Raw genomic sequence first — 15,424 nt, 5'->3', positions numbered from 1 at the left:
CTGAGCAGATGCTCGTCGCCTAGCCCTGTCCCATCCGGTTCCAAGCATCGAGCCCGGCGATCTTGTAGGCTTCGGCCAGCGTCGGATAGTTGAAGGTGTTGTTGACGAAGAAATCAACCGTGCCGCCGAGGTTGATCACCGCCTGGCCGATATGGATCAGTTCGGTGGCGCCTTCGCCGACGATGTGGGCGCCGAGCAGGCGGCGCGTTTCGACCGAGAACAGCAGCTTCAGAAAGCCGGAGTTGACGCCCATGATGTGGCCGCGCGAGGTTTCGCGGAACCGCGCCAGACCGACTTCATAAGCAGCGCCGCTCTCGCGCACCTGCTCCTCCGACTGACCAACGGTGGAGATTTCCGGCACGGCGTAGATGCCATAGGGGAAGGTTTCCGGCGGCGGTGGCAGTTGCACGCCGAAGGCGTGGCAGGCGGCCACCCTGCCTTGCTCCATCGATGTCGAGGCAAGGCTGGGGAAACCGATGACGTCGCCGGTGGCATAGATGTTGGGCGCACTGGTCTGGAAGGTCTGCGGATCGACCTTGATGCGGCCCCGGGAATCGGCCTCGATGCCGACCATGTCGAGGCCGAGGCTGCCGAGATTGCCGCTGCGGCCGGCGGCGTAAAGCACGATCTCGGAGCGGATGGTGCGGCCATCGGCGAGCGTCACTTCGGCATAGTCGGGTTTTGAGACGATTTCCTTGACCGTACTGCCGAGGCGAATGGTCATGCCGCGGTCGCGCATCTGGTGGATGAAGTCGTCGACGATCTCGCGGTCGACGAAATCGAGGATGGTGTTGCGCGGCTCCACCAGCGTCACCGGTACGTCGAGCGCCGAAAAGATCGTCGCATATTCAACGCCGATGACGCCGGCGCCGATCACCGTCAGCGTGCGCGGCAGATGGTCGAGTTCCAGCATCTCATCGCTGTCGAAGACGCGGATCTTGTCGAAAGGCACGTCGCGCGGCCGGTGCGGCCTGGTGCCGACCGCGATCAGCGCATTGGTGAAACCAACCTCCGAGTAGTCGCCATTGTCTGCCGTCAGGCTGACCTTGTTTGGGCCGACGAATTTCGCCATGGCGCGGACGCTTTTGACGGCGTTGCGCATAAACTGGTGCTGCAGCACCTCGACCTCGTGGTCGAGCGTCTTGTGCAGCCGCTCGACCAGGTCGGCGATGGAGATGTCCTGCTTGACCCGGTAGCCGCGGCCGTAAAAGCCCCGCTCGCGCCAGCCGGACAGGTTCAGCACCGTCTCGCGCAGCGTCTTCGACGGGATGGTGCCGGTGTGCACCGAGACGCCGCCGAGGCGCCGGCCCCTGTCGACCACCAGCACCGATTTGCCGAGCTTTGCCGATTGCACCGCGGCGCGGCGCCCGGAAGGGCCGCTGCCGATGACCAGCATGTCGTAATCCATGTAACCCCGTCCCCTCGGCGTCTTGTTGCGCCGCAGCAAGCTAACGCCATCCGTCCACCAAATTCAATCGGCTCAACCGCGCCACACTGCCGACCCGGACCGATGGACGAACCGATCTTGATTCCGCCCGCGGTCTTCACCATTTCAGTGGCGGCGCACCCTAGCGTGGCGCCTGTTACGAGGACATGACATGAACGCGCGCGTACTTGACGGCGAAATCATCACCAGCAGGCTCGACGACGTCAGGGCCTATGACGGTGTGCGCACGCGGCGCATCCTGGCCTTCATAATCGACTATTGCATCGTGGCGCTGCTCACCATTCCGTTCGCGATCCTGGTGGCCGTGCTTGGCCTTTTGACATTCGGTCTTGGCTGGGCGCTGTATTCCATCCTCGTGCCGGCGGTCGCCATTCTCTACATCTGGAACACGCTGGGCGGTCGCAACCAGGCCACATCAGGCATGAAGATGATGGGCATTCGGCTCGATCGTCTCGACGGCAGCCGTATCGACGGCCTCACCGCCGTTGTCCATTCGGTGCTGTTCTGGGCGAGCACGGTCATCCTGACGCCGCTCGTCCTCCTGGTGACGCTGTTTTCCGATCGCAAGCGCACACTGCACGACCTGCTGCTTGGCACGGTCGTCAGCCGCAGCGACCGTTGAACCGGCGTCCAACCGACGCCAACAGGCATTTGTGCGCAAATGTGAAGGGGTCCGTTCAACCCCGCCTTCACAATCCTGTTGAATTTTTCGCCAGCCAAGCCAAAGGTAGAGCGATTCGCAGGAGTGTTCCCAAGGTTCGATGACGCACCATCCGACCCAGTCGCCGCAGTTCTTCCTGACCGCGCCATCGCCGTGCCCGTATCTCGAGGGCCAGTTCGAACGCAAGGTGTTCACGCATCTGGTCGGCGACAAGGCGCCGGAGATGAACGATCTGTTGACGCAAGGCGGTTTCCGGCGCTCGCAGAACATCGCTTACCGTCCCGCCTGCGAGACCTGCCGCGCCTGCGTCTCGGTGCGTATCCTGGCGCAGGAGTTCACCGCCAGCCGCAACATGAAGCGGGTGATCCAGCGCAATTCCGATCTGATCGGCGCCATGCACGACGCGCAGCCGTCGACCGAGCAGTATTCGCTGTTTCGCGGCTATCTCGACGCTCGCCATCGCCGCGGCGGCATGTCCGACATGACGGTGCTCGACTACGCCATGATGGTCGAAGATACCCATGTCGACACCAAGGTGATCGAATACCGGCGCCGCGGCCCCGACACATTCATCACCGGCAAGGGCCAGGGCGAGCTGATCGCCGTGGCGCTGACCGACAAGATGGCCGATGGCCTGTCGATGGTCTATTCCTACTTCAATCCCGAGTTCGAGGACCGCTCGCTCGGCACCTTCATGATCCTCGACCATATCGCCCGCGCCCGGGCCATGGGCTTGCCCCACGTCTATCTCGGCTACTGGGTCAACGGCTCGCGCAAGATGAACTATAAGATGCGCTTCATGCCGCAGGAGCATCTCGGCCCGAAGGGCTGGGAACGCTACGACCACGAAGCGGTCACGCGCTGATTTTTCTTCTTACCAGATCCTGATCTAAACATTTTCAGCCGAGACGATGCTGGTCTTTCCGCCCGTTGGCGGGGCGATTGCGCCGACTGGCATCTGCTCAAATCATTGCGAAAGCCGTTGCATGTCCTCTCACAATGCCCACACCAAAGGACTTCTGCTCACCGCGCTTGGCGGGCTGGCGCTGACCATCGACATTCCCCTGATCCGGCTCGCCCATGGCGAAGCCTGGACGATCCTTTTGCTGCGCACCGGCTGCACCTTCGTGGCAGGGCTGATCGTATGGGCCATCTGGCGCTCGTTCAGCAAGAATGCTCCGCAGCTGATACCCGGCTGGTCGGGGCTCGTCGTCGCCACCCTCTACGGGCTCGGCGCAATCGCCTTCATCACTGCCGTCTACAACACCTCGACCGCCAATCTGGTTTTCATCCTGGCCTTCTCCACCATGTTCTCGGCGCTGCTGTCGTGGCTGTTCCTGAAGGAGCGACCGCAGCCGCTGACGCTTGCGGCAATGGCGCTGATGATCGTCGGCATCGCGATCATCGTCGGCGATTCCGTCGGCACGGGAAATCTGTTCGGCGATGTGATGGCGCTGTGTTCGGCCTTGGCGATTGCCTGCGCCATCACCGTTTCACGCGCCAGCGGCAGGGATATGGGATTCACCGCGCTGACCGGCGTCCTGCTGCCGTTCGGGCTGGCGGCGCTCATGGTCTCCAGGACCGGTTTTCAGGTGGAGGCGCCATGGTGGATCGTTTTCAACGGCGCCGTCATCATGCCGTTCGCCTTCTTCTGCCTAGCCAACGGGCCGAAATACATTTCAGGCCCGGAAGTGGCGATGTTCTATCTCCTGGAAACGGTTTTGGCGCCGGTCTGGATATGGATGATCTTTGCCGAGACGCCGTCGCGCAACAGCTTGATCGGCGGCGTGATCCTGATCGTCACGCTGGTTGCCCATTCCCTGTGGCAGTTGCATGAAGGGCGCAAGCGCCGGGCAGCGCTCGCCGTCGCTTACCCAGCCTGACTTTTCTTCGCCGGGCCGGCGACAATCTCGATCTGCGGCGGCCCGCCTTCGAGCTCGGCCGCCGCGTCGGGAACGGTGTCTTCGGCCAGTTCCACCTCGCGCAGCCATTCGCGCCAGATCGCGACGAGCAGCGCCATCAGCACCGGGCCGATGAACAGGCCGAGAAAGCCCATTGTCTTTACGCCGCCGATCAGGCCGAAAAAGGTCGGCAGGAAGGGCAGCTTGATCGGCCCGCCGACCAGCTTCGGGCGCAAGGTCTTGTCGACGATGAACAGTTCCACTGCGCCCCAGATGAACAGCGCCAGACCCGCCATCGGCGAGCCGCTGGCGGCGAGGTAGATCGACACAAGCGTAAACGACAGCGGCGCGCCACCGGGGATCAGCGCCATCACGCCGGTCAATGCGCCCAGCGTCACCGGCGACGGCACCCCGGCCAGCCAGTAGGCGATGCCGAGCACCAGCCCCTCGCCGATGGCGATCACGGTCATGCCGGTAACGGTCGAGGAAATGGTCGCCGGCACGACGCGCGAAATCCGCTCCCAGCGCGTCGGCAGGATGCGTTCGCCGAGCCGGTCGATCTGGCTGGCAAAGTGTTCGCCGTCGCGGTAGGCGAAGAACAGCGCGATCATCATGAACAGCAGCGTCAGCAACAGGCCGAAGGCGCTGCCGCCGGCAGCCAGCACGCCGCGATAGATGCTGCCGATATTAGCGCCGCTGACCAGCTGGATCAGCTCGCCGATGCCGCCGGGATGGCCGAAATTGTCGATCCACTGTTCGTTCAGCCACTCGCCGACGACAGGCAGCGAGGTGATCCAGTGCGGTGTGACCGCGCCGTGCCTGTTGGTCTCGATCGCCCAGCCGACCCATTCGCGGACCTCGTTGATGGCGTAGGTGCCGGCGAGCGCTATCGGCACCACCAGGAAGGCGAGGATGAACAGGATGGCGAGCGTCGCGGCGACGGTGCGGTTACCGCCGACACCGGCAAGCAGCCGGCGGTAGAGCGGCCAGCTGGCAAAAGCAATGACGAGGGCTGCCAGCACGGGAAACAGGAACCCGTGGAAGAAATAAACGCCGGCGGCGACGATCAGCACCAACAGCCAGCGCGCCGCCGACAGCGGAGGAATGACAGCTGATCGCAACGGAGTCGACAGGCCGAACAGGCGCTGCTGACGCTCAGGCTTCTGGATCTTCGCTTCCTTCAAACGGTCAATTCTCCCCGGCCTAACAGCGTTTATGCACTGTTATAGTGCCGCAATCGTGACGATAGTCCAAATGGTTGGTGAAGCTGCCAATCTCCCCCCTTGTGGGGGAGATGTCCGGCAGGCCAGAGGGGGTCGCGAAGGATCGCCAGCCTGGCACCCGACATTGAAGACCCAAGAGTTGCGACCGAGTGGCGAGCCATGACCATTTGATGCGCTGGCGGGACAGCGCCCCCCTCTGGCCTGCCGGCCATCTCCCCCACTTGGGGGGAGATCAGCAGCTTCAACCAAATTTCCCGGTCCGCGGGAATCCCTTCGGCACCATGCGACCGGCCGACGCTCTCGCGCCGATCCATTCCGCCAGCTCCTCGCGCGACCTGACGAAGGTGCGGTCTGCGGAATCCTGCCACGACAGGCCGCTCGCCAGCGTGAAGGGTTTCAGGTCGAGCAGACCGCCATCCTTGTATTTCTGCAGGCGAACGCCCTTGCCGCGGCCCATCTCCGGAATTTCGGAGAGCGCAAACACCAGCATCTTGCGGTTCTCGCCGACAATGGCGAGATGATCGCCTGACACCGGGACGCAGGCCTTGGCCTCGTCGGGCGCCTTGACGTTCATCACCTGCTTGCCCTTTCGGGTGTTGGCGACGACCTCCTCCTCCGGCACGACGAAACCATTGGCATCGTAGGAGACGAGCAGCAGCTTGCGCTTCGGGTCGTGGACGAAAGCGGTGACGATGTCCTGGTCGTTGTCCATGTCGACGATGATGCGGATCGGTTCACCATGGCCGCGGCCGCCTGGCAGCCGGTCAGCGCCGATGGTGTAGAATTTGCCGCCGGTGGTGAAGACCAGGATCTTGTCGGTGGTCTGGGCATGGAAGGCGAGCTTGAGGCTGTCGCCTTCCTTGAAGGTGAGCGTGGAATGGTCGGCCAGATGGCCTTTCATCGCTCGCAGCCAGCCTTTTTCCGAGACCACCACGGTGACCGGCTCGCGCTCGATCATGGCGTGCGCAATGTCGGTCAGGTCATGCTCCGGCGCGTCGGCGAACTGGGTACGGCGCTTGCCGAGTTCGGTCTCGGGGCCGAACTTGTCGCGAACCTGCGTGACTTCCCATTTGATCGTCGACCATTGCTTGGCGTCGGATGCCAGCAATGCCTCGATCTGCTTCTTTTCGGTGGTGAGACCGTCGAACTCCTTGCGGATCTCGAACTCTTCCAGCTTGCGCAGGGCCCGCAGCCGCATGTTGAGGATGGCTTCGGCCTGGGTGTCGGTGAGCGACCAACGGGCCATCATCACCTGCTTGGGCTCATCCTCCTCGCGGATGATCCTGATGACCTCGTCGATGTTGAGATAGGCGATCAGGTAGCCGGCAAGGATTTCCAGCCGCTTCTCGATCTCGCCAAGCCGATGCTTCGAGCGGCGGATCAGCACATCGCGCCGATGGTCGAGCCACTCCTTCAGCACGCCCTTCAGCGACAGGACGTTAGGCACCTTGCCCCGCGACAAAACGTTCATGTTGAGGGGAAACCGGCTTTCGAGCTCGGTCAGCTTGAACAGCGATTCCATCAGAATGCCGGGATCGACCGAACGGCTCTTCGGTACGAGCACAATGCGGACGTCCTCGGCGCTTTCATCCCTGACATCCTCAAGCAGCGGCAATTTGCGCGCGATCAAAAGCTCGGCGATCTTCTCGATCAGCCTGGCCTTCTGGATGCCGTAGGGGATTTCAGTGACGACGATGCTCCAGGTGCCCCTGCCCTGATCCTCCTGGCCCCATTTGGCGCGCACGCGAAAACCGCCGCGGCCGGTCTCATAGGCCTCCAGGATGGATGCGCGGCTGTCGACGATGATGCCGCCGGTCGGGAAATCCGGCCCCTGGACGAACTCCATCAGCTTTGTCACCGGCGCGTCCGGCTGCTCGATCAACTGCAGCGCTGCGTCGCAAAGCTCGGCGGCATTGTGCGGCGGGATGGAGGTAGCCATGCCGACCGCAATGCCGGAGGAACCGTTGGCGAGCAGATTCGGGAAGGCGCCGGGAAGCACTACGGGCTCCTCGTCCTCCTCGTTGTAGGTTGGCCGGAAATCGACGGCGTCCTCGGTGATGCCGGCAAGCAAATCGCTCGCCACCTCGGTCATGCGCGCCTCGGTATAGCGCATGGCGGCGGCGTTATCGCCGTCGATATTGCCGAAATTGCCCTGCCCGTCGACGAGGGGATAGCGCATGGAGAAATCCTGCGCCAGGCGCACCAGCGCGTCGTAGATCGACTGGTCGCCATGCGGATGGAACTTGCCCATCACGTCGCCGACGATGCGGGCGCATTTGGCAAAGCCCTGGTCGGGGTTGAGCCTGAGCAGCCGCATCGCATGCATGATGCGGCGATGCACAGGCTTCAGCCCGTCGCGCACGTCAGGCAGCGCCCGGTGCATGATGGTCGACAGCGCATAGGCGAGATAGCGCTCTTCCAGCGCCTTCTTCAGATCGACCGGTTCGATGTGGTCACCACCGCCATTTTCAGGCGGCAAAATCCTTTTTCCCATGCGGCTGGACTAGCCGAGCGGGTGATTCGCGGCAAGGCGGGGCTGCGGAAATCCGCACTTTGCAGCCTTTGGGCTTACGAGGGCGGCTCAAGGTCCGACAATGGATGTGACGGACTTCATGTTCCCCCTTGCCGTCCCTGTGCAACAGCAGCGGTAGCAGTGCTGTTGCCAACCAACATCAATCTGTTACACGCCTTCTCTAAGGCAGGAGACGGTACGCAGGGGAGCCCGACCTTCATGACATATTCACCGCATCGGGCGAAGGCTCCCGCTCCGATTTGCCTTTCGCCGTGATTTTCGACAACTCTGCGGGAAAGCGCCTTTTTCCCGTCCAGTTCGTCACGGAATGGTGATGGCGTAGAATTGAGAAAACACTTTTTCAGGACTCTCTCAGGGAACTCGCGATGACAATCCAACGTTCGACACTCAAGAAACTTGCTTTTTCGACCTTTTTGCTGACGCTGCCGCTGAATGCCGCCTTTGCGCAAGACACGGCGGTTGCCGACCGACTGAAGGCCGCACTTGCCGTCCAGGGCGTCGATATCACCTGGACCGGCGTTACCGGCGACAATTCCAGCATGGTGCTGCAGGGCGTGTCGGTCAAACCGGCGGCCGAAAAGGAGGCGCTGCCGATCGGCGACGTCAAGCTCGAGGGCGTGACCGAAGCCAATGGCGGCTTCGATGTCGCGACCATCACGACTTCGGCCTTCGAGCACAGCAAGGACGGCGTCACGCTCAACCTCACCCCCTTCGTCATCCACGACGCCAACATCCCGGCTGAGGGCGCTACAGGCCCGCTCGGCTCGATGATGATCTACAAGTCGGCCGAACTCGAAAGCCTGACGGTCAAGGTTGCCGACAAGACCGCCTTCTCGGTGGATGGGCTTGCTGTCCAGATCACGCCGCCGGCCGACGGCAAGGCGATGGAGTTTTCCGCCACCACGGAAAAGTTCAACGCCGACCTGACCCTGGTCGACGATGCGAAATCCAAGGAAGCCATCGAGGCCCTCGGCTACCAGAACATCTCGGGCAATATCGAAATCGGCGGCACCTGGCAGCCGAGCGACGGCAAGATGGACCTGTCGAAATACGACATCTCGGTCGAGAATGCCGGCACGCTCGGCATGACCTTCGGCCTCGGCGGCTACACGGTCGACTTCGTCAAGTCGCTGCAGGAGATGCAGAAGAAGATGGCGGCGCAGCCCGAAGGGGCTGACAATTCGGCGCAAGGCATGGCCCTGCTCGGCCTGTTGCAGCAGCTCTCCTTCAACAGCGCATCGATCCGCTTCGATGACGATTCGCTCACCGGCAAAGTGCTTGAGTATGTCGGCAAGCAGCAGGGCATGTCGGGCAAGGACATCGCCAACCAGGCCAAGGCGATCGTGCCGTTCGGCATGGCGCAGCTCAACAATCCCGAACTGACCGCCGAAGTGACGGCCGCGGTGAGCAAGTACCTCGACGATCCGAAGAGCCTCGAGATTTCGGCCGAGCCGCCGGCAGCGGTGCCGTTCGCGCTGATCATGGCCGGCGCCATGTCCAACCCGGCCGACCTGACCAAGACGCTGGGCGTCCACGTCAAGGCCAACGAAGACTGATCGAAGTTCGCTCCCTTCTCCCCGTCACTATACGGGGAGAAGGTGCCGGCAGGCGGATGAGGGGCGGCGCCAACGCCTGCAAATTGTAGTTCGATGCTGAACCGGTTGTCAGAAGGCGCCAACTGCTAAGGCCGTTCGCCAATCGCCTGCATGCGTGCTGCCCCTCATTGTCCTGTCGGACATTTCTCCCCGTATAGAGACGGGGAGAAAGGGCGGCTTCAACGCTGCCGTCAGTCCTTCTTCACTGCCGCGACACGCAGCGACAGATCACGCAACTGCTGCGGCGAGGCTTCCGAAGGCGCGTTCATCAACAAATCGTAGGCCTGCTGGTTCATCGGGAACATGGTGATCTCTCGCAGGTTCTTGGCGCCGACCAGCAGCATGACGACACGGTCGACGCCGGCCGCCATGCCGCCATGCGGCGGGGCGCCATACTGGAAGGCGCGGTAGAGGCCACCAAAGCGTTCTTCCACCGTGGCGCGGTCGAGGCCAACCGTCTCGAACGCCTTGACCATGGTTTCCGGCAAATGGTTGCGGATACCGCCAGAGGCGATCTCGAAGCCGTTGCAGACCATGTCGTACTGGAAGGCCTTGATGCCGAGCAGGTCGTCGCCGTTGAGCGCGTCGATACCGCCTTGCGGCATCGAGAACGGGTTGTGGGCGAAGTCGATCTTCTTCTCCTCCTCGCTCCATTCGAAGAACGGGAAGTCGACGATCCAGCACAATTCGAAGCGCTCGCGGTCGACAAGGTTCAGTTCTTCGCCGGCACGCGTACGCGCGGCACCGGCGAAGGTAACGAACTTCTTCGGATCGCCGGCGACGAAGAAGGCGGCGTCGCCATCGGCAAGGCCGAGCTGCTGGCGGATCGCCTCGGTGCGCTCCTCGCCGATGTTCTTGGCCAGCGGACCGGCGCCTTCAAGCTTGTCGCCTTCCTTGCGCCAGAAGATGTAACCCAGTCCCGGCTGGCCCTCGCCCTGCGCCCACGAGTTCATGCGGTCGCAGAAGGCGCGGCTGCCGCCGGTCTTGGCCGGAATGCCCCACACTTCGGCCTTCGGATCGTTGGCCAGAATGTTGGCGAAGACCTTGAAGCCGGAATCGCGAAAATGGTCGGAGACGGCCTGCATCTCGATCGGGTTGCGCAGGTCCGGCTTGTCGGAGCCATATTTGCGCATGGCGACATCGTAAGGAATGCGCTGGAATGTCTGCGTCACCGGCTTGCCGTTGGCGAAGGTCTCGAAGACGCCGCGCATCACCGGTTCCATGGTCGACAGCACGTCGTCCTGCTCGACGAAGCTCATTTCGAGGTCGAGCTGGTAGAATTCGCCGGGCAGACGGTCGGCGCGCGGGTCCTCGTCGCGGAAGCAGGGCGCGATCTGGAAATAGCGGTCGAAGCCCGAAACCATGATCAGTTGCTTGTACTGCTGCGGCGCCTGCGGCAGCGCGTAAAAGGTGCCGGGATGGATGCGCGACGGCACCAGGAAGTCGCGCGCGCCTTCCGGCGACGAGGCCGTCAGGATCGGCGTCGAGAATTCGGTGAAGCCGACATCGGTCATACGCTTGCGCATCTCGGCGATGATTTTCGTGCGCGCCACGATGTTCCTGTGCAGCGTCTCGCGGCGCAGGTCGAGAAAACGGTACTTCAGGCGGATGTCTTCGGGATAGTCGGGCTCGCCGAACACCGGCAGCGGCAATTCCTTGGCTGCCGACAGCACCTCGATCTCGCGGGCAAAGATCTCGATCTCGCCGGTCGGCAGGTTGGCGTTGGTGGTGTCCGGCAGGCGCGCCTTGACCTCGCCGTCGACGCGGATCACCCATTCGCCACGCAGCGTCTCGGCCACCTTGAAGGCGGGCGAATCCGGATCGGCGACGATCTGGGTCAGGCCGTAATGGTCGCGCAGATCGATGAACAGCAGGCCGCCATGGTCGCGCACGCGATGCACCCAGCCCGACAGGCGAACCGAAGAGCCGACATCGCTCTTTCTCAACTGGGCACAGGTGTGGCTGCGGTAACGATGCATTGTCATGTCAAAATTCCGGGGTGCTGGGTTGTGGGTCGAGCATCAAAGCCCGGTCCAAAATTTGCGCGAAAAGCGCATGGGAGGCCCGATTTGTCAAGGCAAGCCGGGTTTGGGTCGCCGCCCTATGCGATCGTCAGCATAAAGTCTTTGCCAGGCTTGGCGCATTGCCGCCAGGCATGTTTCTCGCGACAGTGCCGTCCTCAAGCAATCTGGAGATGCTTCATGCCGAAACGCACAGTCCCGTCGGGCGTCGGGCCACATAATGGCCGCGAGTTGGCACTGATGCTTCAGGGCGACAAGCCGATGGCCCTGTTCGGGGCGGAGCCGGGTATGGACGCCGAAGATATTGGCGACACGGGCTTTGCACCGTTTGTCGACGAAGGCCGCATCCTGAAGTTCACCCACTTTGATCCAGAGACGTCCGTGGAAGATCGCCGCTACTGCCTGCCGACAGAGGAATGGCGCTGCAAACTGAGCTTGTTGATCTCCAGAATGTGCCGCAGCGGAGAGGCCTTTGACATCTTCACATCGAATGATCTGGCGAGGCTTGAAGGAGCCCTTCTCGGTTATTCAAAGGAAGATGTCGAAGTGTTCGTCGCCCATGCTGCGTCCCGGACTGCCCGCGCGCCGAGCTCCGTTTAAGCCAAATGGATTTCGGCGCCCTGGCGTTCGAAATCCGCGAGGATCGCGGCCGGCGCGGTCTTTTCGACCACGAGGTGGCGGATCGCCTCTGGCCTGGCGACCCGGTAGGGTGCGGCTGTGGCTAGCTTGTCGTTGGTTACAGCGATGACGATGCCTGCGCTGTTCTTGGCCATCGCCCGCTTTACCTCGGCCTCAGCCGAATCGAAGGCCGTGACGCCGCGCGACGCATCGAGACCGCAGGATCCGAGAACAAACAGGTCCGCGCCAAGTTGCGCGACAGCGGCAAGCGTGTCGGCGCCGACGCAGGCGCCGAGGTGGCGGTCGAACCGTCCCCCAAGCACAATCAGCTCGACCAAAGCGTGGTTTGACAGGACGGAGGCAATTTCGAGCGAGTTGGTGGCGACGGTCAGATCGAGGTCGCGCGGGATGGCCCTGGCGATCGCGGCATTGGTCGAGCCGCTGTCGATGAACAGGGTCTGTCCGCGCGAAAGCAGTGCCACGGTCGCGCGGGCCAGCCGCGTCTTTTCTTCGACCGCATGGCCGGCGCGCAGGCCGACCGGCGTGGCCGCGAAGGGTGCGGCCGCGACCGCGCCGCCATAGACGCGGCGGCACTGCCCGGCCTTGGCCAACTCCCTGAGGTCGCGGCGAACCGTGTCTTCCGAAACGCCGAAGCGGCCTGCCAGCTCGCCGGCCAGCACCCTTCCCTCGACGGCCAGGCGATCGCGAATGATTTGATGCCGCTCATCGGTCAGCATTGCATGATCCTGTTTTCTTTGTGCACGTTCTTGCACAATTTGCATGTTTGTGCAAGATAAGGGGATATCAACGACAATCTCCGGCTCTCTTCCCCGAAAGCATCGTCATGACCTTTGGCCTCCGCCTCGCTCCGCAACACCGGGTCTACGCCGGCTTTGCGATCTATTCGTTCGCCATGGGCCAAATCTTCCCGCGGCTGCCCGACATCAAACATGCCATGGGCATAGGAGACGGCACGCTCGGGCTCAGCCTGATCGGGACGCCGATTGGCACCTTGACCGCGCTGACGCTGGCGGCGCCGATCCTGGAGGGCGTCGGCTTCCGCCGCGCGCTGCTCGGACTGGTGCCGCTTTTGTCGGTCGTCTTTGCCATTGCCGTGCATGCGCCTGGGCCGCTTGCGCTATTCCTGATGCTGTTTCCGGTCGGCCTGATGATCGGCAGCGTCGAGATCATTCTCAATGTCGAGGCCGACAGAACCGAATTCCTGCTCAAGCGCCGGATCATGAACCGGGCGCATTCGTTCTGGAGCATTGGCTTTTTCGGCGCCGGCCTGTTCGGCGCCGCGCTTGCGCATCTCGGCATATCGCCGCAACTGCACCTGGCGATTGTCGTACCGATGGTGGCGACAGGAATCGCGCTGTTTCTCGGCGGTTACGAACCGGCGCCGAGCCGCTTCGCCGGCAATGACGAGACGGCGCCAAGGCTGGCGCGGCCGACGCTGCCTATCCTCGTCCTCGTCGCGGTGACGCTGTCGGCGATGCTGATGGAAGGCGCCAGCATCGACTGGTCGGCAATCTACATGCGCACCGTGTTCGATGCGGGCCCTTTCGTCGCCGGCTTCACAGTGGCGCTGTTTGCATTCTCGCAAGCGAGCACGCGCTTCTTTGCCGACTCCTTTGTCGACCGCCACTCGCCGAGCGTCGTGGCGCGGGTGCTGCTGGCGACGATGGCGGTGGGCGTGCTGCTCGTCTTCTTCTCGCCTGCCCCGCTCGTATCGATGCTGGGCTTTGCGCTACTTGGCATCGGCAGCAGCGTGCTCTTTCCGTTGGCGATCTCGGCGGCAGCCCAGCGGACGGACCGCTCCGCGACGATCAATGTCGCGGCGCTGTCGCAGATTTCCTTCGTCGCCTTCCTGCTCGGCCCGCCGCTGCTCGGTTTCGTCTCCGACCATTGGGGCATCCGCTCGGCCTTCGGTATCGGCATCCCGTTCATCATGCTCAGCCTGCTGACCGCCGGCTCGCTTGGCCGAAGGGCTGCCCGGGGCAAGCCTGCGCCGGCGAGCGAAGCTTTGGCGAGGGCCGACGGAGCTTGAACGGCCGCACTTGAAGCCACACACCTGTTGGCGGCGGGACAAGCCACTGGCATTGGCCACACCGATGGTTCAGAACTGTGGAGCCACCTAAGCAACGGTTCCGTATGTCCTCCATCCGCCCGCTGATCCCGCTCCTCATCGCCGCCGGCATCCTGCTTGGCGGCAACGGGCTGCAGGGCACGCTGATCGCGTTGCGCGGCGCGCAGGAAGGGTTTTCGGCCTCCGACATCGGCCTGATGGGCACGTTCTATTTCGCCGGCTTCCTGCTTGGTTGCCTCGCAGTCACCCGCATCCTCAAGGCAGTCGGCCATGTCCGGACGTTTTCAGCGCTCGCCGCCATCGCCGCGGCCAGTACGCTGCTCCTGGTGCTGATCATCGATCCGGTGATGTGGTGCGCGGTGCGCTTTGCCGGCGGTTTCTGCTTTGCCGGTCTGTTCACCGTCATGGAAGCCTGGCTGAACTCCGGCGTCGAAAACAAGGATCGTGCGCGCGTGCTGGCCATCTACCGCATGGTCGATATCGGCTCGGTGACCGGCGCACAGTTCCTGATCCCGATCTTCGGCCCCGGCGGCTTTGCCATCTTCGCCATCATGTCGATGATGATCACGCTGTCGCTGGTTCCGGTGTCGCTCGGCGACCGCTCCAACCCGACGCCGCCCGAAGACGTCAAGCTCGATCTCGCCCGCGTCTGGCGGATTTCGCCGCTCGGCTGCTTCGGCTGCATCTGCGTCGGCGTCACCAACAGCGCCTTCCGCACGCTGTCGCCGGTCTATGCCGAACAGATCGGCATGTCGGTGGCCGATGTCGTCACCTTCGTCAGCGTCGGCATCTTCGGCGGCGCCCTCATCCAGTATCCGCTGGGCTACCTCTCCGACCGCTGGGATCGGCGCGCGGTGCTTTTGGCCACGACATGCGGCGCCATGTTCGCCGCGCTGGCGCTGGTCTTCGTCGCCGGCGCCGATCCGACCCTCAATTTGATCATCGTCTTCATCTTCGGCAGCTTCGCCATGCCGCTCTATTCGCTATCGGCGGCGCATTCCAACGACCGCGCCGACAAGGGCGAGTTCGTGCTGATCAACGCCGCCTTGATGCTGTTCTATTCCTTCGGCGCCATTGGTGGCCCCTTCGCGGCGTCCGCAGTGCTGCAACATTTCGGACCGGGCGCCCTGTTTGTCTTCAGCGCAGTCGTCTACGCCACCCTCATCGCCGTCATTCTCTACCGCATGCAGGTGCGCGGCAGCGTGCCGGCGGGCAAGCGCAGCCGCTTCACGGCGCTGCTGCGCACATCAACCGTCTTCGCGCGGCTGGCGCGCAGAAATGGCGATTCCGACGGATCGGCTGATACTTGACCGAAGGGCGGCTTGACGAAAGCGCC

General features: G+C 63.1%; 12 protein-coding genes. 7 read left to right on the top strand and 5 right to left on the bottom strand.

Annotated elements, in window-relative coordinates:
* Window positions 1–19: 19 nt before the first annotated feature.
* Window positions 20–1,408 (bottom strand): Si-specific NAD(P)(+) transhydrogenase, encoded by a 1,389-nt coding sequence (sthA, locus tag ACYG9V_RS15685; RefSeq protein WP_352764288.1) that lies wholly within the window; start codon window positions 1,406–1,408, stop codon window positions 20–22.
* A gap of 190 nt (window positions 1,409–1,598) precedes the next feature.
* Here sthA and ACYG9V_RS15680 point away from each other — a divergent pair, with 190 nt between their 5' ends.
* The 3 genes from ACYG9V_RS15680 (at window position 1,599) to ACYG9V_RS15670 (ending at window position 3,991) form a co-directional block, all read left to right on the top strand.
* Window positions 1,599–2,069, top strand: coding sequence for an RDD family protein (locus ACYG9V_RS15680; RefSeq protein ID WP_023673020.1), 471 nt, complete (start codon window positions 1,599–1,601; stop codon window positions 2,067–2,069).
* 139 nt (window positions 2,070–2,208) lie between these two features.
* Window positions 2,209–2,973: an arginyltransferase gene (locus ACYG9V_RS15675; protein ID WP_023682417.1), complete on the top strand. Its 765-nt coding sequence runs from the start codon at window positions 2,209–2,211 to the stop codon at window positions 2,971–2,973.
* Between the two features lie 121 nt (window positions 2,974–3,094).
* Entirely contained in the window at window positions 3,095–3,991 is an 897-nt protein-coding gene (locus ACYG9V_RS15670; protein WP_023689526.1) for a DMT family transporter, read from the top strand.
* Here the strand turns inward: ACYG9V_RS15670 and ACYG9V_RS15665 are convergent.
* Window positions 3,979–5,193 (bottom strand): AI-2E family transporter, encoded by a 1,215-nt coding sequence (locus ACYG9V_RS15665; protein ID WP_023682419.1) that lies wholly within the window; start codon window positions 5,191–5,193, stop codon window positions 3,979–3,981. The two genes, ACYG9V_RS15670 and ACYG9V_RS15665, sit on opposite strands and share 13 nt — an antisense overlap.
* Before the next feature lie 280 nt (window positions 5,194–5,473).
* On the bottom strand, window positions 5,474–7,726 hold the full coding sequence (gene parC / locus ACYG9V_RS15660) for a DNA topoisomerase IV subunit A (RefSeq protein WP_023673024.1): 2,253 nt from the start codon (window positions 7,724–7,726) through the stop codon (window positions 5,474–5,476).
* 404 nt (window positions 7,727–8,130) lie between these two features.
* Here parC and ACYG9V_RS15655 point away from each other — a divergent pair, with 404 nt between their 5' ends.
* Window positions 8,131–9,321: a hypothetical protein gene (locus ACYG9V_RS15655; protein WP_023682420.1), complete on the top strand. Its 1,191-nt coding sequence runs from the start codon at window positions 8,131–8,133 to the stop codon at window positions 9,319–9,321.
* Between the two features lie 230 nt (window positions 9,322–9,551).
* Here ACYG9V_RS15655 and aspS read toward each other — a convergent pair whose 3' ends face one another.
* Window positions 9,552–11,339: an aspartate--tRNA ligase gene (gene aspS, locus ACYG9V_RS15650; RefSeq protein WP_023682421.1), complete on the bottom strand. Its 1,788-nt coding sequence runs from the start codon at window positions 11,337–11,339 to the stop codon at window positions 9,552–9,554.
* Window positions 11,340–11,561: 222 nt separating this feature from the next.
* Here aspS and ACYG9V_RS15645 point away from each other — a divergent pair, with 222 nt between their 5' ends.
* Entirely contained in the window at window positions 11,562–11,981 is a 420-nt protein-coding gene (locus ACYG9V_RS15645; protein WP_023682422.1) for a hypothetical protein, read from the top strand.
* Here ACYG9V_RS15645 and ACYG9V_RS15640 read toward each other — a convergent pair.
* Complete coding sequence (locus tag ACYG9V_RS15640; RefSeq protein ID WP_023689527.1) at window positions 11,978–12,736, bottom strand: DeoR/GlpR family DNA-binding transcription regulator; 759 nt, start codon at window positions 12,734–12,736, stop codon at window positions 11,978–11,980. The genes ACYG9V_RS15645 and ACYG9V_RS15640 overlap by 4 nt on opposite strands.
* 107 nt (window positions 12,737–12,843) lie before the next feature.
* Between ACYG9V_RS15640 and ACYG9V_RS15635 the strand changes: the two genes are divergently transcribed.
* On the top strand, window positions 12,844–14,049 hold the full coding sequence (locus tag ACYG9V_RS15635; RefSeq protein WP_023682424.1) for an MFS transporter: 1,206 nt from the start codon (window positions 12,844–12,846) through the stop codon (window positions 14,047–14,049).
* 104 nt (window positions 14,050–14,153) lie between these two features.
* Entirely contained in the window at window positions 14,154–15,398 is a 1,245-nt protein-coding gene (locus ACYG9V_RS15630; RefSeq protein ID WP_352764289.1) for an MFS transporter, read from the top strand.
* Window positions 15,399–15,424: the final 26 nt, after the last annotated feature.

Source organism: Mesorhizobium sp. W016 (assembly GCF_054719485.1).
This window is presented reverse-complemented; position numbering and strand designations above follow the sequence as displayed.